28 protein-coding genes are annotated in these 20,080 nt (G+C 37.7%); 7 read left to right on the top strand and 21 right to left on the bottom strand.

Annotated elements, in window-relative coordinates:
• Positions 1–66: 66 nt before the first annotated feature.
• The 13 genes from ACVWYN_RS05100 to ACVWYN_RS05040 form a co-directional block, all read right to left on the bottom strand.
• Complete coding sequence (locus ACVWYN_RS05100) at positions 67–543, bottom strand: DUF3368 domain-containing protein (RefSeq protein WP_457287754.1); 477 nt, start codon at positions 541–543, stop codon at positions 67–69.
• On the bottom strand, positions 515–742 hold the full coding sequence (locus tag ACVWYN_RS05095) for a UPF0175 family protein (protein ID WP_457287753.1): 228 nt from the start codon (positions 740–742) through the stop codon (positions 515–517). Before ACVWYN_RS05095 ends, ACVWYN_RS05100 begins: the two co-directional genes overlap by 29 nt.
• A gap of 378 nt (positions 743–1,120) precedes the next feature.
• Complete coding sequence (locus ACVWYN_RS05090) at positions 1,121–2,458, bottom strand: MBL fold metallo-hydrolase (protein WP_457287752.1); 1,338 nt, start codon at positions 2,456–2,458, stop codon at positions 1,121–1,123.
• A 2-nt stretch (positions 2,459–2,460) separates the two neighbouring features.
• On the bottom strand, positions 2,461–2,871 hold the full coding sequence (locus ACVWYN_RS05085) for a DUF6691 family protein (RefSeq protein WP_457287751.1): 411 nt from the start codon (positions 2,869–2,871) through the stop codon (positions 2,461–2,463).
• Positions 2,868–3,428, bottom strand: coding sequence for a YeeE/YedE family protein (locus tag ACVWYN_RS05080; RefSeq protein WP_457287750.1), 561 nt, complete (start codon positions 3,426–3,428; stop codon positions 2,868–2,870). The genes ACVWYN_RS05085 and ACVWYN_RS05080 overlap by 4 nt, the downstream gene beginning before the upstream one ends.
• Positions 3,429–3,430: 2 nt before the next feature.
• On the bottom strand, positions 3,431–4,219 hold the full coding sequence (locus tag ACVWYN_RS05075) for a sulfite exporter TauE/SafE family protein (protein WP_457287749.1): 789 nt from the start codon (positions 4,217–4,219) through the stop codon (positions 3,431–3,433).
• 58 nt (positions 4,220–4,277) lie between these two features.
• Positions 4,278–4,886, bottom strand: a complete 609-nt coding sequence (locus ACVWYN_RS05070) for a Crp/Fnr family transcriptional regulator (protein ID WP_457287748.1) — start codon at positions 4,884–4,886, stop codon at positions 4,278–4,280.
• 17 nt (positions 4,887–4,903) lie between these two features.
• Positions 4,904–5,089 (bottom strand): hypothetical protein, encoded by a 186-nt coding sequence (locus ACVWYN_RS05065; RefSeq protein ID WP_457287747.1) that lies wholly within the window; start codon positions 5,087–5,089, stop codon positions 4,904–4,906.
• 29 nt (positions 5,090–5,118) lie between these two features.
• Positions 5,119–6,141, bottom strand: a complete 1,023-nt coding sequence (locus ACVWYN_RS05060) for a PDDEXK nuclease domain-containing protein (RefSeq protein ID WP_457287746.1) — start codon at positions 6,139–6,141, stop codon at positions 5,119–5,121.
• Positions 6,142–6,165: 24 nt separating this feature from the next.
• A complete protein-coding gene (locus ACVWYN_RS05055) occupies positions 6,166–6,333 on the bottom strand; it encodes a hypothetical protein (RefSeq protein WP_457287745.1) in 168 nt (55 codons plus the stop codon).
• A gap of 284 nt (positions 6,334–6,617) precedes the next feature.
• On the bottom strand, positions 6,618–7,376 hold the full coding sequence (locus ACVWYN_RS05050; protein WP_457287744.1) for a hypothetical protein: 759 nt from the start codon (positions 7,374–7,376) through the stop codon (positions 6,618–6,620).
• On the bottom strand, positions 7,366–8,268 hold the full coding sequence (locus ACVWYN_RS05045; protein ID WP_457287743.1) for a hypothetical protein: 903 nt from the start codon (positions 8,266–8,268) through the stop codon (positions 7,366–7,368). Before ACVWYN_RS05045 ends, ACVWYN_RS05050 begins: the two co-directional genes overlap by 11 nt.
• A gap of 299 nt (positions 8,269–8,567) precedes the next feature.
• Positions 8,568–8,705: a hypothetical protein gene (locus ACVWYN_RS05040; protein ID WP_457287742.1), complete on the bottom strand. Its 138-nt coding sequence runs from the start codon at positions 8,703–8,705 to the stop codon at positions 8,568–8,570.
• Between the two features lie 460 nt (positions 8,706–9,165).
• On the opposite strand from ACVWYN_RS05040, the gene ACVWYN_RS05035 reads away from it, so the two are divergent.
• The 5 genes from ACVWYN_RS05035 to ACVWYN_RS05015 all read left to right on the top strand — a co-directional run bounded on the left by ACVWYN_RS05035 (position 9,166) and on the right by ACVWYN_RS05015 (position 12,234).
• A complete protein-coding gene (locus ACVWYN_RS05035; protein ID WP_457287741.1) occupies positions 9,166–9,300 on the top strand; it encodes a hypothetical protein in 135 nt (44 codons plus the stop codon).
• A gap of 180 nt (positions 9,301–9,480) precedes the next feature.
• The gene (locus ACVWYN_RS05030) at positions 9,481–10,293 is read left to right on the top strand and encodes an ABC transporter ATP-binding protein (RefSeq protein WP_457287740.1); all 813 of its coding nucleotides are present in this window, start codon (positions 9,481–9,483) and stop codon (positions 10,291–10,293) included.
• Positions 10,294–10,324: 31 nt separating this feature from the next.
• Positions 10,325–11,119, top strand: a complete 795-nt coding sequence (locus ACVWYN_RS05025; protein ID WP_457287739.1) for a hypothetical protein — start codon at positions 10,325–10,327, stop codon at positions 11,117–11,119.
• Entirely contained in the window at positions 11,120–11,503 is a 384-nt protein-coding gene (locus tag ACVWYN_RS05020; RefSeq protein WP_457287738.1) for a GntR family transcriptional regulator, read from the top strand. It begins immediately after the preceding gene.
• Positions 11,500–12,234, top strand: coding sequence for a hypothetical protein (locus ACVWYN_RS05015; RefSeq protein WP_457287737.1), 735 nt, complete (start codon positions 11,500–11,502; stop codon positions 12,232–12,234). Before ACVWYN_RS05020 ends, ACVWYN_RS05015 begins: the two co-directional genes overlap by 4 nt.
• Positions 12,235–12,309: 75 nt before the next feature.
• Here the strand turns inward: ACVWYN_RS05015 and ACVWYN_RS05010 are convergent, their stop codons facing one another.
• From ACVWYN_RS05010 to ACVWYN_RS04995, 4 genes are all read right to left on the bottom strand, one after another.
• Positions 12,310–12,900 (bottom strand): hypothetical protein, encoded by a 591-nt coding sequence (locus ACVWYN_RS05010; RefSeq protein WP_457287736.1) that lies wholly within the window; start codon positions 12,898–12,900, stop codon positions 12,310–12,312.
• A 232-nt stretch (positions 12,901–13,132) separates the two neighbouring features.
• Positions 13,133–13,552 carry an OsmC family protein gene (locus ACVWYN_RS05005; RefSeq protein WP_457287735.1) on the bottom strand — a complete coding sequence of 140 codons (420 nt, stop codon included), beginning with the start codon at positions 13,550–13,552 and terminating at the stop codon, positions 13,133–13,135.
• Positions 13,553–13,633: 81 nt separating this feature from the next.
• Positions 13,634–14,107 (bottom strand): DUF3368 domain-containing protein, encoded by a 474-nt coding sequence (locus tag ACVWYN_RS05000; RefSeq protein WP_457287734.1) that lies wholly within the window; start codon positions 14,105–14,107, stop codon positions 13,634–13,636.
• Positions 14,094–14,306 carry a UPF0175 family protein gene (locus tag ACVWYN_RS04995; protein WP_457287733.1) on the bottom strand — a complete coding sequence of 71 codons (213 nt, stop codon included), beginning with the start codon at positions 14,304–14,306 and terminating at the stop codon, positions 14,094–14,096. The genes ACVWYN_RS05000 and ACVWYN_RS04995 overlap by 14 nt, the downstream gene beginning before the upstream one ends.
• A 122-nt stretch (positions 14,307–14,428) precedes the next feature.
• On the opposite strand from ACVWYN_RS04995, the gene ACVWYN_RS04990 reads away from it, so the two are divergent.
• The gene (locus ACVWYN_RS04990; RefSeq protein ID WP_457287732.1) at positions 14,429–15,139 is read left to right on the top strand and encodes an SDR family oxidoreductase; all 711 of its coding nucleotides are present in this window, start codon (positions 14,429–14,431) and stop codon (positions 15,137–15,139) included.
• A gap of 95 nt (positions 15,140–15,234) precedes the next feature.
• On the top strand, positions 15,235–15,816 hold the full coding sequence (locus ACVWYN_RS04985) for a peroxiredoxin-like family protein (protein WP_457287731.1): 582 nt from the start codon (positions 15,235–15,237) through the stop codon (positions 15,814–15,816).
• A 12-nt stretch (positions 15,817–15,828) separates the two neighbouring features.
• Here ACVWYN_RS04985 and ACVWYN_RS04980 read toward each other — a convergent pair whose 3' ends face one another.
• The 4 genes from ACVWYN_RS04980 to ACVWYN_RS04965 form a co-directional block, all read right to left on the bottom strand.
• Positions 15,829–16,101, bottom strand: coding sequence for a hypothetical protein (locus ACVWYN_RS04980; RefSeq protein ID WP_457287730.1), 273 nt, complete (start codon positions 16,099–16,101; stop codon positions 15,829–15,831).
• A complete protein-coding gene (locus tag ACVWYN_RS04975) occupies positions 16,101–16,697 on the bottom strand; it encodes a sigma-70 family RNA polymerase sigma factor (protein WP_457287729.1) in 597 nt (198 codons plus the stop codon). The genes ACVWYN_RS04980 and ACVWYN_RS04975 overlap by 1 nt, the downstream gene beginning before the upstream one ends.
• A 99-nt stretch (positions 16,698–16,796) precedes the next feature.
• Positions 16,797–19,238 (bottom strand): bifunctional YncE family protein/alkaline phosphatase family protein, encoded by a 2,442-nt coding sequence (locus ACVWYN_RS04970; RefSeq protein WP_457287728.1) that lies wholly within the window; start codon positions 19,236–19,238, stop codon positions 16,797–16,799.
• 2 nt (positions 19,239–19,240) lie between these two features.
• On the bottom strand, positions 19,241–20,038 hold the full coding sequence (locus tag ACVWYN_RS04965) for a hypothetical protein (RefSeq protein ID WP_457287727.1): 798 nt from the start codon (positions 20,036–20,038) through the stop codon (positions 19,241–19,243).
• Between the last annotated feature and the right edge of the window lie 42 nt (positions 20,039–20,080).

Genomic DNA, 20,080 nt, shown 5'->3' with positions numbered 1-20,080 from the left:
TGGTAGGATACGGTTGATGGCAAGAAAATGCTTACTAATGAGTTTTCCGATTTGCTCTTCTTTTGATCAAGGTTCGTATTTTTCCAATAATGCTCTCATTATTGCTTCTGGAAAACGAAAATTAGTCAGTTTTATTTGGTCAAAACAATCACTAAGTGAGTGGATAATTCCTCTTTCTTTAGCTAATATCAATAAGCCAATTGTGCCAGTATATGCTAGCGAAAGTTTGTCCGCAAGCTTTCTACCTCGTATGTCATCTAAAACTAGGGTTGGAGAAGGTATCTCGGCAGCTAAGGCGATAGCGCTGGCTTCACCAATATCTACAATGTCCGCATAATCATAAAGAAGCTCCCTATCTTTTACTGCTATTACTTCCACCCAAAAGGGCAGTCTTTTAACAAACTCAAATGCGATTTCTGGAGTAGTAATGACATTTGAAAATAGAGATTGGAGTATGGATAGCCTGCCAATCTTATCCAGCAAAATGAAACAACTGGCATCAGTGATAACAATACTAGTGTTTGGAGATTCGCTCGATATCATCAACTATATCTTCGTAAGAATATTGAAAATAAGAGACATCGAACTGGGTAAGCACGTCAGGGAACTCCCATTTTTTTAATCCGCACATTTCTGCAGCCTGTCTTAGGTTAAGTTTACCCGCTTCATAAAGCTTAGCTGCAATTAGGCGTACGGTCTCATTATGTTCTTTCTCAAGAGCATCAGGAACTTGTATGGTCATTGTAGTCATATTATAAAGATAGGTTTTATTAAAATTTAAAACAAAATTTGTGCAGATGAGAAATTAGGTTACTAAACGTAAGGACTTTACGATTCGAAAAGATTTGTTTGTTCTCCACATATCAAAAGTATCTATTTCCGCTTTGTGGAAAGAATTTCGTTTTTTCTGGGCAACAAACAGATGGACTTTCAGCCCATAGTGGTTTTAGTTACAGTTAGTAAAAGGTTACTTTTTAATGGAGCTGATGTTTCATCATAAACGTTTTCCCAGTGTTCTTTTTTATCGGTCATGTAATTTATTATTTAATGACAACTTGTTCAGGTAAGTAACAAATTTTTTATTGGTCTTTTTGGCTGTCGTTTTTCCTTTTTTTTAAGATCAAATAAAATCCTTTACCGCTTCTCCAAGATCGTATACTGTTGTTTTTCCTTTTAAAGCATTGTTTATGATACTACTGCCGGCAGCACTTCGATAACCTCCAGCACAATGCACCACAATAGGTTTGTCGAAGGGAATTTCTAAAACTCGCTCCCTCAGTTCAGGTAATGGTATAGAGATCGCTTTTTCAAATATTGATTGAGCAGATACTTCCGTCTTGTTGCGAATATCAACAATCGTATAATCTTCAAGATTTCCCTTAAATGCATCCAAATTGAGGTCATCCGTTTTTTCTGTTCCCATTTCAAATACAAAAGCCGCCTCAATAAAACCTTCGTATCCGATCTTGGCAGTGCGAGATACCAACTCTTGTAGCGCCCCATTGTCTTTAGCTACCAGGTAAAATGCCTCCTCAGGATTAATGATGCTACCCAACCAGGTCTCAAATTTACCCCCATTCTGAATATTGATTGATCCTGGTAAGTGCTGTGCCTTAAATTCCTGCTCAGGTCGGGTATCTACAATAACTATCTTACTGTTTAAAGGCTGGTTGATGTTACGCGTAGGAACTGCGGCAATGGAGGACTCTAAATTGGCTGCACCACGTTTATTCAACTCCACATCATAACCAAAATATTTGGGTATAAAAGGTTGGTCTTCCAGCAAAGTTTTAACAAACTGTTCTTCAGTCATTTCCTGTAAAGACCAATTGCTCAACCGTTCTGCACCTATGGTACTGCAGTTGGCTTCACTTAATGCCTTGCCGCATAGTGTGCCTGCACCATGGGCCGGATAAACCCAGACTTCGTTATCTAATACTAATATTTTATCACGAAGTGAATGATACATTTGCCTGGCCAGTTCTTCCCGTTTGGCGGTTAGGTTACCAGCTTTTTCACGTAGGTCTGGCCTTCCACAATCGCCAATAAATAGGGTGTCACCTGTAAATATTGCTTTATCAATTCCGTTGTGCTCCAGCACAATGCAGATACTGTCCGGCGAATGACCAGGTGTATTTAATGCTTTTAATTTAATCTTTCCAAATTCAATCACAGCCCCATCGTCAAATGTTTGATGTAGATATTCCGCGCCTAACAATTTGGAACAGTAAATTATAGCCCCCGTGGTTTGATGCAATTCCAGGTGACCGCTCACAAAATCAGCATGCGGATGCGTTTCTATTACGCCAATAATTGTTGCATCATGTTCTTTAGCATAAGCTAAATATGGTGCAATGTCTCTGCTGGGATCAATCAGCACTATTTCGCTGTCACATTCGCTTAATATCGCATACGAATAATGCGAAAGCCCTTTGTCTTCAAATTGTTCTATTTTCATAACTAATGAGGAAGTTTTTTACTTAATAAACCATATACCCAGGTACCAGCGATGGCACTTAGTAATGTAACCATGACCACCATAAACCCGCTGCCAATCTGTGCGAATAGCGGACCCGGACAAGCCCCGGTTATAGCCCAGCCTAAACCAAAGATCAATCCGCCGTATACATTACCCCAATGGAATTTCTTTTCGGGAATGATGATCGGTTCCTTGTTGATGGTTTTAAAACCGAAATGCTTGATAAGTAAGACTGAGATCATGCCAACAACAATTGCACTGCCAATAACGCCATACATATGAAATGCTTCCAAACGAAACATTTCCTGAATTCTAAACCAAGAAATCACTTGAGACTTGATCAGTACAATGCCGAATAAAAGGCCGACGATTAGAAATTTAATATTCTTCATAACTGTAATAAATAAGGTAAGATGAGCCAGGTCATGGCAAAGCCGCCGATCATAAAGCAACAAGTGGCTAATAATGATGGCCATTGCAACGAAGATATACCCATAATGGCGTGTCCGGAAGTACAGCCACCTGCATATCGGGTACCAAAACCTACAAGAAAACCACCCAGCACAATAAATACAAATCCCCTCAAGGTAAACAGCTGACTAAAACTAAAGATGTCGCTAGGTAGTAAGCCGCTGAAATCCTTTACGCCTTGTTGCTGTAATGTGGCAATGGTTTGTGGGTTGAGTTTCACTGAACCCGGCACCGATAAAAAATATGTAGCGATAAATCCACCAGCTATGATGCCTATTGCAAAGAAAAGGTTCCAGCTTTCCTTCTTCCAGTCGTATTTAAAAAATGTGATGTTAAATGGTATACATGCAGCGCAAATATGACGGAGGGACGAAGATATCCCGAACGTTTTATTTCCTAATAATAACAAAGCCGGAACTACCAGTCCGATGAGGGGACCTGCGATATACCAGGGCCAGGGTTGTTTAATGATTTCCATATTTATTTAGTTAAAGTGCTTACCAATACAAAAATTCCCATGATCAATACAAACCAACCAAAGGCGGGTTTAAGCTTGGTGTCGTTTACATATTTAGTAAGATAGCTACCGGCAATTATACCCCCAATAGCAAAGGCAGAAAATAGTATTAAAAATGAATAGTTAATAGCCGCATGCTGGGATACATCACCTAAAACTCCCAATAGCGAACTGATTGTCATTATCATTAGTGAGGTGCCCACGGCTTTTTTCATCGGTAACCCGGCAAATAACACCAACGAAGGAATGATGAGGAAGCCTCCGCCAACACCCACGAAACCAGTTATGATACCTACCACAATGCTTAGCAGTACTAATTTTAGGTGATTGGTCTGGTGCTCGGTATTGGGTGCTGTCTTTTCTTTACGTATCATAGATATTGATGCTGCCAGCATCAAAACGGCGAATACCAGCATCAGCAATACACTTTTCGTTAATTCAAAATCCCCGATTTTTAACAAATGGTGCGGCACTGCAGGCATCACCCATTTGCGCATGATGAATACCGAGATCAACGAAGGGATGCCAAATACCAACGCAATTTTAAAATTAACATTTCCCTTTTGATAATGACTTATGGTGCCTACAGCACTGGTTAACCCGACAACAAACAAAGAATAGGTAGTAGCAAGTATTGGGTCGATGCCAAAAAAATAAACTAAAATTGGAACAGTTAGAATAGAACCGCCACCACCTATTAAGCCTAAAGACATACCAATTAAAACCGAAGCTGCGTAACCTGCTATTTCCAAAACATTGTTATTATGGAACAAATGTACCAAGGTTTGAACAGGTAGTTAGTGACGTATGTTACAGAGTGGAATTTAAAGTGATTTTATTCCGGGATAAGGTGATCATTTGTTGCTTCTCCATCTGCTTTAGCAGCCTGGAGATCACTTCGCGGGTGGTGCCTAATTCTTCAGCGAGCTGTTGGTGGGTAATATTTAATTCATTGGATTGGTAAACGCTAGCCTTTTTCTTCAACAAGGTAACAATCCGGGCATCTAATTTTTGAAAGGCAACTGCATTGATCACATCCAATAATTCTTCAAAGCGTTTGTGATATAGTTTAAAGATAAATTCAGCCCATTCGGGATATACTTTTACCCATTCGCTTGCCTTGTCTACCGGAATCATTAAAACTTCAGAATCTTCTTCTACAACCAACTTAACCTTGCTGGTATCCTCATGTATCCCCGCTAAGAAAGACATGATACAGCTTTCGCCTGGTTTAATGTAATAAAGCAAAAACTCACGACCGTCTTCGTCCTCACGGATTACCCGCATACTGCCCGAAAGTACCACTGGGATGGAACGCACATAACTATTTGATTGCATCATCACTGTACCGGCAGGCAACGTTTTGCGCTGGCTGCTGGCTTGTACTTCTTCTTCCAGGATGGTTCCAAATAGTTTCATCTTATGTATTAGCTTGATTAAATTTTTGGTAAATTCTTTTTAACATTTAGTGAATACAATTTCTTCTGATCTGTTACTTGCAAAGCCGTTGCAGATTTAAGGTAAACATTGCAGAAAGTATACACCTCACTATCCCATATTACATGAGCTTTCTTTATTTTATGCTCAAGATTAGTATGCCCGGTATGGATTCCGCTTGCCATTTTTTAAGATTGATTAATTTGTGTTTTTGTTACTTCTGCAATCTATTCTGTGCTATCTCAACCGCTCGGTGTAATTTATCTCGTAACACGGCTTCTGAAGGTAATAAAGTTAGGTATTCGGCAACTCGGATGTTGCTTTGGTCTAACTGCATCAATTCAACATGCTCTTCGTTTTTGCCTGTGCATAAAATCAAACCAATTGGAGAATTTTCACCTTCCACTTGTTCGTGTCTTTCCAGATAACGCAAGTACAATTCCATTTGTCCTTTGTTTGCAGCTTCAAATTCACCCAATTTCAATTCTATCGCCACCAAACATTTTAATCTTCGATGGTAAAAAAGTAAATCGATATAATAATCTCTGTTGTCTATCGTAATTCGTTTCTGACGTGCCATAAAAGCAAAATCAGAACCTAGTTCTATAATAGACCGCTGTAATTCAGTTAAAATAGAACTTTCTAAATCTTTTTCGGAATACGAATCTGCCAAGCCTAAAAAGTCTAAGAAATAAGGGTCTCTAAAGACCAAATCAGGACTAATAGCTTTGTTATCCTGAAGCATTTTTAACTCATTACTAATGGTTTCTTCTGGTTTTTTACTAATGGCGGTGCGTTCATAAAGCATGGATTGGATGCGTTCTTGAAAAACTCTCACGCTCCATTTTTCATGAATACACATTTGAATATAGAACTCCGTTTTTAGGGGGTCGTTCATGTACATAATTACTTTGATATGCGACCAGCTCAATTGTCTACACAGCGTAGAGAATTTTTCTAATTCTGGAAAAGTCTCTACAACGTAGAGACAATGTAGCAGCTGTTTTTTGCTCCAACCGCTACCGTAATCAAGCTTTAACTGACGAGATAAGTTTTCTATAACTGCCTTGCCATAGGCTGCTTTCTCATTTCCTAATACTTCCTCATTAATGCGCTTGCCAATTTGCCAATATAACAAACTCATCGTAGTATTAACAGTCACAGCTACTTGCTGTTTGCTTTGCTCTATTAGAGTTTTTATTTCGCTAACAATTGTTGGATTATGAGGTTCTTTCATTTTGACCTAATCTAAAACCACTTCTCATGCATCTACTTTACCTATAACCACTTCTGAAATTAAAGTCGCTTTGTATTCTTTTAAAAAATTGATTTCTTGCTGGATTTTTGAAATGATTGTATAAATTTTATTTTGTTCATCCTCGTTAGGAACATGACCAGATAAAATTGGCTGTTTCTTTAAAGTTTTCATTAAAATAGGTGTGTTCAGGTTTGGGGCATGTCTGGCTAAATTAGTAATTTTCAAAGCAATATCGTGGTACAATGGTAAAAAACAACCAAACAGTAAACCGAGTTGAAAGCTGCCAAAGCCTAACAGGAAAGTAGCGAATCACTGTACCCTGCCCATATTCTGTTATACAGTAAGTGCCCTCGTGGGAGTGGCAAGAACTATAAACGCTGCATTGTGTTGATTAGAAAAGTGGTTAGATTTGCATCTAGAACCGGTAGGATCATTTTAAGAAAATGCCGATGTGATTACTTAGTAGCGAAAAGAGGTTCAACACCGTGCTTTTCCATGTATTCCTCAATTCTACCTATTTCGTTGGTTGGCACCATATCCAGCATTTTAGAATCCTTTACCGCTTTCCATAGTTTATGGTTTTCGCTGAGCGATTTTTCTGGCTCGTCAGCTATAAAGAAAAAATGTCCGTTTTTGCCTTCCTTTGTTTCTTTAATCTTTTCGATTAGAAAAAGGTGTGCATTAATTTGTTGTTGGATGATATGGGGGAACCCATTAAAGTTTTTTGTTTCTCCTGTTACCTGTACTTCATTTTTACCTATGAACCAAACTCTTGCAGGTACGATAAGACCTGGAATTTCATTCTTTTTGAACTCGAAATCAAAATTCACTCTTCCTCTAATAGTCTTTGTAAGACGCTTGCGTACTACTTCGATTGGACTGTTCTTTGTTGCTTGAATTTCTGGTAAATGGAAAATAAACTTTTCAAAAAGCTTGTTAAAGATGCTATCGGTGATTTCTAAATCTATTTGGTTTGGTGCTGAATAGGTAATAAGGTTTTGCGCATAGCGCGACAGATAATTGAAATATTCCTCTCTAAAGAATTTTTGCCCTTTGTGGGAGTGCATAAAATCGTTTACACATTCCGTAGACAATTTGCTTAAGGATTTAAGATGCAATTTGATGGTATTGTAAGCTTCTTCTGTGAATAGATCCTTTATAACCTGTAGCTTTTCTGCCGAATATAAAAATTTGCAATGCTGATCATTTGCCATAAATATCCCAATACTGATTTTCTCGTCTAAATTGGGACGGATAGCACAGTACAATATGGAATAAAAAGTTTTCATGATTTGTTTTAACGATTAAAGTTATGAATAAGTTCTGAAAAAGTAGTATTTGTTTTATCCATGCGGGATTGTCGATCACGCTTGAAGAAATTTTTTCAATAAGGCCTGCTTTATCATTACACCAAGTCTCGGGAATGTCCAAAACTATATCAGATAATGCAGCTTTACAACTCGTTACAAAGGTAGGGAAATTTTCAAGTAGGTCATTATGCATTGCTATCATTTTTTTCTTATTATTTAGAAATGTGACTGCCAAATCGGAACTAAGTACGCTATCTTCCCAAGTTAGTGGACAAAGTTTTCGGCCTAATCCATTTCCATCGAATAGGTTAGAATGATCTATGGGTATGAATCTATTTCCTAAAGAAAGAAGGTTATAATTGTTATGGTTACGGTCATCGTTTGCCAGCCAAAGATCGAATAGGCCAATCTTCATAAGATCCTCAAAGCGTTGTTCAAACTTAGCGATTTCGTAACTGTCATTCCTTAATCCTAATAGTGTATTGTTGATCTCACCTGCATTGTTATTGTATAAGAGGCCGAAAGAGGGCCTGTCAAACATAGGTATCTGTATTCTGCCACCCAAGATGTTATCAGGTATGTGCTCCCTTTTAATTTGAATAAATGCAGCGGGAAAAAGGTCAAATCCCCAAAGCTGAAGAAATTGATGTCCAATATATTCGTTAATGAGTTTACTTGGCGCATCATATTTGCAGGCATATTCTTCGATGTCCTCTGCCATAACAACCACTGGGTGACTTCCTGCAGTGTCAATCACTCTTGAGATGGTAGAGATAGAACTAAGGTTCGCTAACATGCTGAATTGCTCAATGATTTACTAGGTGCTATTTGCAAACTTAATGAAAATCTCATGTAATTTTATGGGTTGTTTAACGGAAATGAGCAAGTAAGGCGAGTGTTCAACCAAGTTAGGCGTTAAGCTTTTTAAATTTTAAGGACTAGATGAAATGTTTGTGAAGATTTTTTTATAATTTTTAGTACTGCGGAAGAAAAATACTGAATTTCATAGCCAATTCAACAGGGGTGTTATAGCACTGCAAGTACCTTTACAGGTACTTTGGAGGGGAAAAGGGTACCTTTAGTGCTCCAAGATACCTAGTAGCCTGCACGAAAGGCGCTCCAGGTGATGTAGATGATATTGAAAATATTAGCAGGTACACCTTCAAAAGTCTGCATCTTGATTGTCGATAGCTGCGTTGCCTTGCCGCTGCTCCAATTCGCTAATAAAGTCATGTAAGACAGGCAATCTGCTAATTACTAAGGCATTTTAAGCCCACATTAATGCCGGACTACAGAAGAAAATATAGGTAGTAATTTCCCGTAATTTTGGTACCAAATTAAGTCAAAAATAGGGTGTAAAATCAATCTATTTCTAACTCTAAAAAATGAATGTAATTATCTGTAAATCAATATGTTTAATTTAAAATAATACCGAAATTTATTTGGAAATATCAGCTATTTTACCTACATTTGCAACTGTAATAAAATGAGGTTTTTACAAGCCAAATCACACTAATCTGTTAGGGATAATTTCTAATAGATTGTGGAAACAGGGAACATGCTCCGCCATTGCTGATCAGCTAAAAATAACAGGCATTGTTTCGGTTCAATTTTAAAATAAATCGATTTTTAGATTTAACCTGCCAGCTGTGATAGCCGGCAGCAGAAGTTCATTGACGTATTAAAAGCCTATATGGCTTTATTATTAGACAGCCTTGGAGCTGCTACGGTACTTCTTCGATACACAGACCATACATCTTCGCAAAAAGGTACCACTTTTAGTGGAGATGTATGGTCTGAATATGGTTCTTGTATGGTATTAGTGTAAAGGCAGGAGGTAAGGAGCATCGACTATAATGCTTGACTAGATTGGAGTTTTGTAAAAAATTTTAAAGTAATAAATATACAAAACATCAGTATTTCACCTCTGCTGAATTTTATTTCCAAAAAAGTTAGAATTTAAAAAAGAAAGTTTACATTAGCAGTGTAATACTTAACTACTACACTTATGATTGAAATATCGAATTTGTCATTTGGTTATAGCAAAAGCAATCTCCTTTATGAAGATTTATCTCTTACTATTGACAAGGGGTATATATATGGTTTGCTTGGAATGAATGGAGCAGGTAAATCAACTTTACTAAAGAATATAGCTGGGACATTATTTCCACTAAGCGGCAGTGTTAAAATAGATTCTTTAGTGCCTAGACACCGCAAGCCGTCTTTTCTAAGAACAGTATATTATATTCCAGAGGAGGTTTATGTTCCTTCTTTAACAGCTAAACAATATGTGAGTATTTTTTCGCCGTTTTATCCCAATTTTAATAAAAGTAGTTTCCGCCAATCGCTTGAAGAACTTGGTGTATCTATAAAAGGAAGGCTGACTTCTCTTTCCTTTGGACAGCAAAAGAAATTTATTATTGCCTTCGCACTAGCTTGTAATACTAAAATTGTGCTAATGGATGAGCCTACAAATGGTTTGGATATTCAGTCTAAGTCGCAATTCAGGCAACTAATAGCGACTGTAATGTCAGATGAACGTACCATTCTGATTTCAACCCACCAAACCCGCGATTTGGAAAATTTGATAGATAAATTGATTATAGTCAACGATGGTCGATTAATAGTGCATGCAACGATGGATGAAATATCTGAAAAATTCTATTTTGATGTTGTTGAGGAAATACCTGTTGATACTAAAATTCTTTATAGAGAGGACCATTTGCGGGGCGCGGTAATAGTTAGAGAAAATAAAGAAAAAGAATATTCAAGGATTAATTTAGAGCATTTTTTTAACGGAGCAACCTCTGATCCATCCTAACCTCTGAAATATTAACTAAAAATTGAATTCAATGAATGATAACTTCAACTTAAAAAGATTTAGCTGGCTGTTTATAAAGACCATCTTTGAGCGACCTTCGCAGATACTTGGACTGCTCGGACTTTCTTTGATAATAACATTAATTATCTATGGTTCAGTGCAACAGTCTGCAGGAATAGGTAAAGCACAGGTAGCATCCTTTTTGATCGGGTTTGTTTTAGGAGGTAGCTTTATGGCTTCAACAGTTTTCAATTATTTTAATTCGACTGCTAGTGGAATTTCCTTTTTAATGCTTCCCGCTTCAAATTTTGAAAAATGGTTTTGTGCAATATTAATTGCTGGAGTAATATTTCCTGTGATTTACTTAGGAGTTTACCGTTTGATAGATATAGAGTTCGTAAATAGATACCACAATAGTCTTGATCCGTCTGCCTATAACTATAAAAAGCTTTATGATGGTGTGGATTTATTTTCTTTTGATAATAATATAGCGAAAATGGTATATATGGTTTTGGTTAATGTTGCAGGTGCAATGCTAGTTGGGTCATTATATTTCAATAAGGTTAGTTTTATTAAAGTTGCACTTGTTTTATGTGCAATACTTTCCGTTCTATATTTTTTAAATCTATTGATTGGTTCTATATTGTTCGATGGTTTGGAGACATCGGTACCCTATAGGAGTGTGTTTTTAAAGATTGGAGATAATAGAGGCATCTTAAATTTACCAGAAGGCATCAATCAATTCACAAAATATATTGCGTATTATATATTGCCAATTATCTTATGGCTCACTGCCTATATTCGTTTATCTGAGAAGGAGATGTAAATGGAGTTTAGAGAAAAGCAAGCGATTTTCTTACAGATAGCAGAATATGTATCTGATCAGATTTTACTTAAAAAATGGGAGTCTGGAAATAGAATACTTAGCATTCGAGAGCTTGCAATCTTAATGCAAGTGACTCCGAATACTATTCAGCGTACTTATGATTTCCTACAAGGCAAAAATATCATCAGTAATAAAAGAGGGATAGGGTACTTTGTTGAGGATCAGGCAATAGAACGGGTTATGATATTTAGACGTGAGCAGTTTATAGAAAATGAACTTCCAACTTTTCTGCGGAACATGTACTTATTGAAAATCTACCCAGAAGAAATTGCCAAACAATTTGACGCATACATTTTAAAATTTAATAATTACAATAGATCATGAAAATTAGTTCTTCAATCTTATTAGCGCTATTTATATTATTAGTATCAAGTCTGTTTGCATCAAACATCCTTTTGAAGAACCAACTAATGCACATTGACAAAACTGATTTTTACTGGAATTACAACAAGATTTCTAGTAAGCCATTTAAGCACCTTACTATTGAAGGCGGTAATGAGACTCACATTTATTTTCAACAGAACAATACTTGTTCTGTGAAGGTCTACGATATTTGGGAAGGATATGAAAAAGATAGCACAGTTAAAGTGTTTGTCAAAAATGACACTTTACATTTAAAATTCGATTATAAAGCTAGTAATCTAAACGATAAGTATTTTTTATCGAATAATGTTTTGCTACGCATCTCAGCACCTGAATTATTATCTGTAAACGGTTTGAACACTAACCTGGAAATGTTTGATATCAGGCAAAAAAAATTAAATATATCCATGTCTGGCAAATCGCAACTCCAGATGCAAACAAGTATTTCCATAATTGATTCACTGAACATTATGCAGAAGGACTCTTCCGACATTTTGTTTGAAAAAAATCCTTATTTGAAAGGTTCTCCAACATTTAGTGTGAAGTATCTCCAAGCAAATGTAACAGGTGTTTCAAAACTTGATATCAGTCATATAAATCCTGAATCTCTTAGATTGCTAATCGGTGATAGTTCAGCAGTATATCTGTCCGGTCGTGGCTTAACTGGAGTGGCTAGAAACACCATTAAGTAGTGGATATAAAAGTAAATTACCCAGTTAACTTACAACACCAACAAACCGATCAACCATCAGAAACTGATCAAGCAATCAATCTTCTTTAAACATCTTGTTTACAGCGGCCTGAACTTTTTGGATATCGGCAGCTATTGTTTTCTGGATAGCTGGATCAAAAGTTGGAGTAAATCTTGTTTCTATGGAAATCTCCTTCGGTTCATTGTTGATGTTTAGCCTGAAAATGTGTTTTCCAAATTTAAAACCAGCTCCAATCTTAGTAATCTTATTTTCAACCGATTGTATAAACTCATAGCTATTACTCAACTGATCTAACTGATCTTTTATGGCCTGGAAAACCAATTCGGTTTCAATATCTAAGTCATTAATGATAATAGTTGCGTTTTCTAAAGCTTTCATTAACTCTGGATTTCCAACGATATCCTGGTGTATGTACTGCAGGGTTTCTAATAAATCTTCACTAAAGATGATATGTCTTTTATCTGTGATCAGGATGGTAGCCGCATTGCCTTCATTAGTAGGTTCTTGCCTAAGTAGTATCTCGTCATTACCATCCTTAATTATGTATTCGTTTCGTGCTTTGATCTCTAGTTTCGCATCAGTTAAGGCATTCTTTAATGTATTTACTATATAGTCTAAAACTGGATATTTTTCTATTTCGCTCATTGTGTTAATTTTTTGCAAAGGTAGTCTGTATCGCTAATCTTTTTAATATTTAATCACGATAGTTTTGCAATAATTATTTTTTCATTATCAATCAACTTATAAATCAAGACATGAATGCATTTGAACAATGATCCTATAAAATCTGCATGTCTACAGATTTTATAGACGTCAAAAAGCCAGCGCTAGTTATTTAACGCTGGCTCATCAAAATTTTAAAAGACAAACCTATTTACTATCCGTAAGTAACATTTAAAGTAATGGGCACGTTAAGTGCTTTCGATACGATGCAGTTTGTTTTAGCACCTTCTGCAATTTCTTTAAATTTAGCTTCATCAACGCCTTCAATAGCGCTGGCCTTCAATTCTAAATGAATGCCAGTTACACTTAAAGCCTGCATATCCAGATCTAATATAGCTTCTGTACTAAGATCGCCAGCGGTGATACCTTGTTGGGTTAGGGTAGCACTTACGGCCATGGTAAAGCAACCTGCATGTGCAGCCGCTATTAGTTCTTCCGGATTGGTGCCTACGCCGTCTGCAAAACGGGTCTTAAACGAATATTGAGTTTCGTTAAGTATGGTGCTTTGGGTACTGATTTCGCCCTTACCATCTTGTAAGTTGCCATTCCAATGTGCTTTTGCTGTACGTTTCATGTTTTCTGTTTTAACGTTTATTTAATTTAGGGTGTTTACCTTTATTCTTCTACTAAAATTGTGTCCTTTTTGTTTTGAATTTTATTCTCTTGCTTGTTGCAAAGTCGTAGCGAAAAGCGCTTCTGATACTCTGAAATTGGTTTGCTTCATTTGCTCAATCACTGGTTTTACAAGAGGAATTATTCCATATGATTTTGCTCTGATAAGAACGCCAAGCGTTCCGATAACTGGAAGTCCAATCGTAATGGCAAGTTTACGAGCTGCTAAGTCATCGGTGATAAGGTATTGGTTGTTTATTTCATGGGCAAGTGCTATTGCACTAGCTTCGCCGGGATCAACCATTTCAAGAAATTTCTGTTGTAATGATTTGTCTCTTACAGAAATAACAACTATCCAATCTGGAAATTGGGCACCGAATTCCTCAGCTATTTCTGGTGTAGTCAGCACAACTGAGAAAAGTTTTTGTAAGATATGCAGCAACTCCAACTTGTCAAGAATAATCAGACAACTGGTATCAGTAATTACTACCGTCTGCGTGGCATCACTTAAATTCATTAGCCAGGTCTTCTTCTGAATACTGGAAATAGCTTACATTATAGGTAGCAAGCACTTCGGGGAAGTCCCATTTCTTCATATTACACATTTCCGCTGCCTGTCCTAAAGATAATTTACCAGCCTCATAAAGTTTAGCTGCAAGAAACCGAATCGTTTCATCGTGCGCTTTTTCAAGAGCATCTGGAACTTGTAATGTCATCGTAGTCATAATATAAAGATAGACATTATTCAATTTAAATCATAAATGGTACATTCTTAATAATATGACATTTTTTCTTTTTTAATAACCCGATATTGCCTTTTTATATATCGATTACCACTATGGAAAAAGAAATGAAAAAAGTAGCGCTAGTAACTGGAGGAACCAAGGGTATAGGCTTTGGTGTTGCAAAGTCTTTATTATTAAAAGGATATAAAGTTGCGATAACTAGTCGCAGTAAGGAAAATGCGGATAGTGCTGTTCAACAATTAAAAGAATTTGGTGAGGTTATTGGATTGGAAGCTGATGTAAAAAGCTTGGTTTCGCAAATTAAAACAGTTCAGGATGTGTTGGATGCCTGGGGACAATTGGACGTGTTAATTGCCAATGCAGGTGTGGGTTATTTTGCACCAATAGATGAGCTAACAGAAGAGTTGTGGCATGACACGATAAATACCAACTTAACGGGCGTGTTTTTCAGCATAAAGGCGTCTTTGGATGCTTTGAAAAAAAGTGAAGGATATATCATTACCATCTCCAGTTTAGCAGGTACGAACTTTTTTCCGGGAGCTTCTGCTTATAATGCCAGTAAATTCGGACTAACAGGGTTTACCCAGGCTGCAATGCTTGATTTAAGAAAGTATAACATTAAAGTAACGACTATTATGCCGGGTTCGGTGGCTACTCATTTCGCAGATCATGAACCGAATGCAGAAAAAGATGCCTGGAAAATACAGCCTGAAGATATTGGTCAGATGGTGGTTGATTTACTAAATATGCCTGCAAGAACATTGCCTAGTAAAGTGGAAGTGAGACCTCTGAACGTAGGGTAATATCTATTTTATTTTTTCTGTAAGGTATTATTGACCGAACCGACTAAGGCATTATATGATATCGCACAAACATGAAAACCCAAAACATTAAACAAATGAAAAAAACAGTTCTTATTGCTTTAACACTTGTATGCCTGCAAATATGCGTTTATGCACAAACTGGATTGAAAGTAGGGCAGCAGGCTCCACTCTTTAGTGGCATGGATCAAAATGGCAAAAAGATAGATCTAAAGAAGGTTCTTAAATCTAAAAAATCCGTAGTTCTGTTTTTTTACCGCGGCCAGTGGTGTCCCTTTTGCAACAAACACATTAAAGAATTGCAGGATTCGTTACAATTGCTGACGGGTAAAAATGCTTATGTGATCGGTATAACACCCGAAACGAAAGAGAACATCAACACAACCATTAAGAAAACCAATGCTTCTTTCTCTATGTTACAGGATGCGGATGATAAGATCATGAAAGCTTATGGAGTGGATTTTAGGATGGACGATAACACTTTTGCGAAATACAAAACTTATGGTGTAGACCTGGAAGCTAACAATGGAAATAACCGCCATACTTTACCTGTTCCGGCAACTTACATTATTAGTCCGTCTGGTAAAATTAAGTTTGTCCACTTTGATAAAAACTACCAGAAGCGAGCTTCTATTAAAACCTTGTTGACTGAACTTTAAAGGTTAGCCAGATTAGTTTTTTTGCAGCTTATCGTTGATTTTCTGTTGCAATTGCGCTTTAAACTGGGAGTCAAGATTGATACTTTTATGCTGGTCAGCAAAATGTTTACCCATCATTTTGTTGATCAGCATACTTTGTTGCTGAAATAATTTGCATATAGAGCATCCAGTTAAATGGATCTTCAGTTCAATTTTTTCCTGTAAAGTAATACTGCTGATTTGCTGCTTTTCGATAAGGAAAGTCGCTTTCCTACAGTTGTAGGCTATTTTTTTTATTGAATCCATTAAAGCCAGTTTTTTTGAAGGCAAGACCTTAGGCTTACTTTCGTACGGTGAATAATTACCCAGAAATTAGCTGGAGTTACTTTAAGTTCGCTACAAATAAATTCAGTTGCCTCTTCATCCAGATGTTTCATACTGAATACCGAAAACCATAAAGATGGAAGCTTCTGCATGCATCGCTGAAGGATTTGTTGAAATTCTTTACTGATCAGTTGGTCTTCCTGTTCAATGCCAAATTCTTTTGGGCGGTGCTGAATGTTCCAGTGTCCATCTTCAGGATTAAAAAAACCTTGCTCATCGTAATCTATACTTTCTGTCTCTTCATTTTTTGCAAGTCCTGAAGATTTTTTGCGATAAATGTCTATGATCTTATTTTTAATGATAGCCGTAAGCCAGGTTTTCTCTGTGCTTACTCCCTTAAATTGTTCCAGCTTCTCTAGTGCGGCAAGAAAAGTTTCCTGCACCAGATCGCGGGCTTGTTCATGATCATTTAGCCTGGTAATCGCGTACCGAAAAAGGTAATCAGAATAGTTACCTACCCAGTTTAGTGGATCAGCGGTGTTTTTTTGTATCAGCGTTTCGCTGGGTTTATCTGTCATTGTTGTACTTCATGAGCATAAATATAGGCTATAAAGTTTGTCGGAGAAAGCCTGAAGTCCTTACAATAAAAACAATAAATCTTTTAGCGATCCACCTAATTAATCGTCATCGCCTTTCTTTTTCTTTTCCAGGATAACAAAGGCGCTTCGCTTTGGCGCAGGCATAACACTATGTTCGCCTTTTACAGACTTCCAAATTACTTCATTTAGGTCGAGGTCTGGTGCAGCATCTTCTTTTGCAAAGTTAAAATTCTCTGATCGCCGACTGCTTTCATTTACTGCCACATTTCTAGTGTCAATATTTATCAAAGGCTTATACAGATTAAATGGCGTAAAATCTGGCTTGCTGGTAAAGCATTCAAATAAAGGCATCGCACCTGCGTCATACTGGCTCATAGGAGGAAGTCCGAGGATCAGCTCCATAGTTCTTAAGAAACCTGATGTGGAGTACATGGTATGAACCGCAGTATTTCGTTTAACGTATGGACCCACAATATAAGCGGGCGATCTGTGCGCATCTACATGGTCTGGGCCATTTTGAGCATCATCTTCCAGTATAAATACCACCGATTCCTTCCAAATCGAGCTATGTGATAGATGTTCGATAATTCTGCCTACTGCCAAATCATTATCAGCCACAGCTGCCTGAGGAGATACACTGCCTTTTTTCTGACCACTGGTATGGTCGTTAGAAATTCTAAGTGTACTAAACTGCGGGACTACACCTGCATTTAAAAGTGAGTCAAAGTCGTGTTCCCAGGCATCTGCTCTTACCTGATCTGAAATATTCATGTCAAATCCTGGAGAATTCGGCCCCATGTGTCCTTTCAATGATTTGATGCCGGCTTTGGAATATTCGCCAAACTCGCCATAGCTTCTATAAGTGACTCCAGCGCGCTGGCAGTAATCCCAAATAAAACCATCTTTAGGATAGGTTGCTACTCTACCACCCTCAAAACTGGTGGAGCCACCACGAGCGCCATAACTTGTAGGCCATGTTTTTTCAATGATATCAGTCGCATAAGCTGCCATGCTCCAGTTGTGGCCATCAGCACTAACTTCGGCGTCTACATAGAAGTTATCCAGCAACACAAAATTCTCTGCCAGTGCGTGCTGATTTGGTGTTATCCTTCTTCCAAATAAACACAAAGACGAATCGCCATTGCCTTGCGGCAGATCACCAAGTACCTGATCGTAAGTCCTGTTTTCTTTGATAATATAGAAAACATGTTTAATGGGTGATTTCTCTCCAGCTCTGCGAGGGATTGGGTTTCCGGCTTCTCCGTCAGCTTCAGTCGTCCTTTTATCGGTAAATGGAGTGTTGGTATAAACTTGTTTGGTATAAGATTTCAGCTCTTCTATTTTAGGAGCAGTGATGATTGATAAGCTACCCTTAAAAAGTCCGGCTATGTACTGCAATTTATCATTAGCTGTACTTCCCATTTGGTAACCACTGTTGTCTACTTTAGAAATTGGCTGCGGTCCCCTGGGGTTAGGTAGAGAGGTATTTCCTTTTCCATTGCTGACAAATATTTTATTACCCAGCGTTTTAACACTAGTAGGATACCATCCAACTGGGATGAAACCCTGGCTCTGGCTGCTGCCTGGTTTACTCACATCAAATACAGCAAGGCAATTGTTGTCTGCATTGGCAATGTATAAGCTTTTTTCATTCGCGCTGAGCGCCAGGCCATTTGTTGTAGATCCTGTTAATTGAGTTGCGTAAAGGGTTGTGGCAATGGTTTCTATTACTTTACCGGATAGGGTATTTATTACCGATACCGTATTGTCGCTGGCATTGGCCACAAAAAGAACAGTTCCTTTATTATTAATTAGCAATTCGTTAGGGTGATTACCTACCGGAATAGTTTTTACTATTTTTTCAGTAGCGAGGTTAATTACAGCTATGCCTTTGCCTCCCCATAATGAAACGTACAATTTGCTTTCATCCTTAGATAGGACACAACTATAAGCAATTGCAGGGAGCTGAACTTTTTTAAGGATTTTCTTCTCTCCGGGATTGATGATATATAGCGTACTGTCTTCTTTTGTTACGGTGTATAGCCTGCTGTTTGATTTATTAACTACAATACCAGCCGGACAAATCTTGCCTTTTGGCCATACCTGGCCGAGTTTAATGGTGTCACAAGTTCCAAGCATTCCATTTTTTAACCGGAAATCATAGATCCAGTTGTCATTGCCTCCAGAAGCATATAAGTGTTGCTCATCATTGCTAAATGCCAATCCATACCATGATTTAGCCAATATGCGTTCATCTATTATTCGTTCCGTTTTTGGATCTATCAATTGAAGTGATTGCGTGCTTTGTCCGTTATTGGTGGTGGCCAAATATTTACCAGAGGAACTGAGTTGAAGGTTTAATGGTAAGTCGCCCAATGGAATGGAATGTCCTGCAGGACTTAATTTCCAGCCATTGGGTAAAAGGATCTGATTGTTCTGACCTGTTTTGCCTGGTAGTTGAGCAAAGGCTTGTCCACACCAAATAGAGGCGATAATTACTAAAAGATATGATTGTTTCATTACTACTTATTAAAAAGATTAAAATTAATTAATGCCCTTAGTGAATATCCATTCATAGTAGAACCAAGTTCACGGATTGCTTCTGATGGCAAGGCGTTACTTCTTGTGGCGTAGAAAACCGGTCCACCTGAGAACGAAAAGGAGAGTTTTGAATTTGCTGGCGATAAGTTTAAAGAAGGGCCAACCATTAGTTTTGCACCACCTTCAGCCTCATTTGCTTCCCAAAATCCTTCTAAATCCTGACCAACGGCCTCAAAACCTAGGAATAAGGAAGGTGATAAGCGATACTGAAAACCTACACTGCTGATAAAATCAAGTTTATCTCTGCTATTGTCGAATGCTTTCTCAAATCTTAGATTTCCCGTTGCTCGCCATTTCGACTGGTCGAAGGATAGCACAACCCTGCTTGTAGCCGATTTGACATTGGACCAATCGCGACTAGCACCTAACCCTATACCAAGTCTGAAGCCTTCAGAGCGCTTTCCACCACCTATTAGGTCACGTAAAACTTCAGCTTGTTGCGAGGATGTTACTCCGCCTCTGTTGGCGAAACCTATTGCAGCCGTAGCATATAAGGTAAAACGGTTACCAAGATAGCCCTTAACACCAAACTGCTGACCCATACCATCATAGCCAAACTGGCCAGAGGTGCGTGCACCATAGCTTCCAGAATAATGGAGGTTCCATTGAGGCTCTTGTCCTGTTAATGAATTAACAGTATATAAAAATGGTTGAGCTGCCTGCTGTGCAGAAGCAGTAAATCCGAGGCCTATTAAGGCTATGAGTAATATTTTCTTCATATAATAAAGTGCTATATTAGGTCATTAAAATTAAGAAAAGAC

It is taken from the genome of Pedobacter sp. UYP24 (assembly GCF_054057295.1).
The sequence above is the reverse complement of the archived record's forward strand: the minus strand, read 5'-3'. Positions and strand labels throughout refer to the sequence as shown.

Excerpts from the sequence above, each read along its gene's own strand:
- ACVWYN_RS05100 (WP_457287754.1), bottom strand. The coding sequence starts at position 543 with ATGATATCGAGCGAATCTCCAAACACTAGTATTGTTATCACTGATGCC.
- ACVWYN_RS05095 (WP_457287753.1), bottom strand. The coding sequence starts at position 742 with ATGACCATACAAGTTCCTGATGCTCTTGAGAAAGAACATAATGAGACC.
- ACVWYN_RS05090 (WP_457287752.1), bottom strand. The coding sequence starts at position 2,458 with ATGAAAATAGAACAATTTGAAGACAAAGGGCTTTCGCATTATTCGTAT.
- ACVWYN_RS05085 (WP_457287751.1), bottom strand. The coding sequence starts at position 2,871 with ATGAAGAATATTAAATTTCTAATCGTCGGCCTTTTATTCGGCATTGTA.
- ACVWYN_RS05080 (WP_457287750.1), bottom strand. The coding sequence starts at position 3,428 with ATGGAAATCATTAAACAACCCTGGCCCTGGTATATCGCAGGTCCCCTC.
- ACVWYN_RS05070 (WP_457287748.1), bottom strand. The coding sequence starts at position 4,886 with ATGAAACTATTTGGAACCATCCTGGAAGAAGAAGTACAAGCCAGCAGC.
- ACVWYN_RS05065 (WP_457287747.1), bottom strand. The coding sequence starts at position 5,089 with ATGGCAAGCGGAATCCATACCGGGCATACTAATCTTGAGCATAAAATA.
- ACVWYN_RS05060 (WP_457287746.1), bottom strand. The coding sequence starts at position 6,141 with ATGAAAGAACCTCATAATCCAACAATTGTTAGCGAAATAAAAACTCTA.
- ACVWYN_RS05055 (WP_457287745.1), bottom strand. The coding sequence starts at position 6,333 with ATGAAAACTTTAAAGAAACAGCCAATTTTATCTGGTCATGTTCCTAAC.
- ACVWYN_RS05050 (WP_457287744.1), bottom strand. The coding sequence starts at position 7,376 with ATGGCAAATGATCAGCATTGCAAATTTTTATATTCGGCAGAAAAGCTA.
- ACVWYN_RS05045 (WP_457287743.1), bottom strand. The coding sequence starts at position 8,268 with ATGTTAGCGAACCTTAGTTCTATCTCTACCATCTCAAGAGTGATTGAC.
- ACVWYN_RS05040 (WP_457287742.1), bottom strand. The coding sequence starts at position 8,705 with ATGACTTTATTAGCGAATTGGAGCAGCGGCAAGGCAACGCAGCTATCG.
- ACVWYN_RS05035 (WP_457287741.1), top strand. The coding sequence starts at position 9,166 with ATGGCTTTATTATTAGACAGCCTTGGAGCTGCTACGGTACTTCTTCGA.
- ACVWYN_RS05030 (WP_457287740.1), top strand. The coding sequence starts at position 9,481 with ATGATTGAAATATCGAATTTGTCATTTGGTTATAGCAAAAGCAATCTC.
- ACVWYN_RS05025 (WP_457287739.1), top strand. The coding sequence starts at position 10,325 with ATGAATGATAACTTCAACTTAAAAAGATTTAGCTGGCTGTTTATAAAG.
- ACVWYN_RS05020 (WP_457287738.1), top strand. The coding sequence starts at position 11,120 with ATGGAGTTTAGAGAAAAGCAAGCGATTTTCTTACAGATAGCAGAATAT.
- ACVWYN_RS05015 (WP_457287737.1), top strand. The coding sequence starts at position 11,500 with ATGAAAATTAGTTCTTCAATCTTATTAGCGCTATTTATATTATTAGTA.
- ACVWYN_RS05010 (WP_457287736.1), bottom strand. The coding sequence starts at position 12,900 with ATGAGCGAAATAGAAAAATATCCAGTTTTAGACTATATAGTAAATACA.
- ACVWYN_RS05005 (WP_457287735.1), bottom strand. The coding sequence starts at position 13,552 with ATGAAACGTACAGCAAAAGCACATTGGAATGGCAACTTACAAGATGGT.
- ACVWYN_RS05000 (WP_457287734.1), bottom strand. The coding sequence starts at position 14,107 with ATGAATTTAAGTGATGCCACGCAGACGGTAGTAATTACTGATACCAGT.
- ACVWYN_RS04995 (WP_457287733.1), bottom strand. The coding sequence starts at position 14,306 with ATGACATTACAAGTTCCAGATGCTCTTGAAAAAGCGCACGATGAAACG.
- ACVWYN_RS04990 (WP_457287732.1), top strand. The coding sequence starts at position 14,429 with ATGGAAAAAGAAATGAAAAAAGTAGCGCTAGTAACTGGAGGAACCAAG.
- ACVWYN_RS04985 (WP_457287731.1), top strand. The coding sequence starts at position 15,235 with ATGAAAAAAACAGTTCTTATTGCTTTAACACTTGTATGCCTGCAAATA.
- ACVWYN_RS04980 (WP_457287730.1), bottom strand. The coding sequence starts at position 16,101 with ATGGATTCAATAAAAAAAATAGCCTACAACTGTAGGAAAGCGACTTTC.
- ACVWYN_RS04975 (WP_457287729.1), bottom strand. The coding sequence starts at position 16,697 with ATGACAGATAAACCCAGCGAAACGCTGATACAAAAAAACACCGCTGAT.
- ACVWYN_RS04970 (WP_457287728.1), bottom strand. The coding sequence starts at position 19,238 with ATGAAACAATCATATCTTTTAGTAATTATCGCCTCTATTTGGTGTGGA.
- ACVWYN_RS04965 (WP_457287727.1), bottom strand. The coding sequence starts at position 20,038 with ATGAAGAAAATATTACTCATAGCCTTAATAGGCCTCGGATTTACTGCT.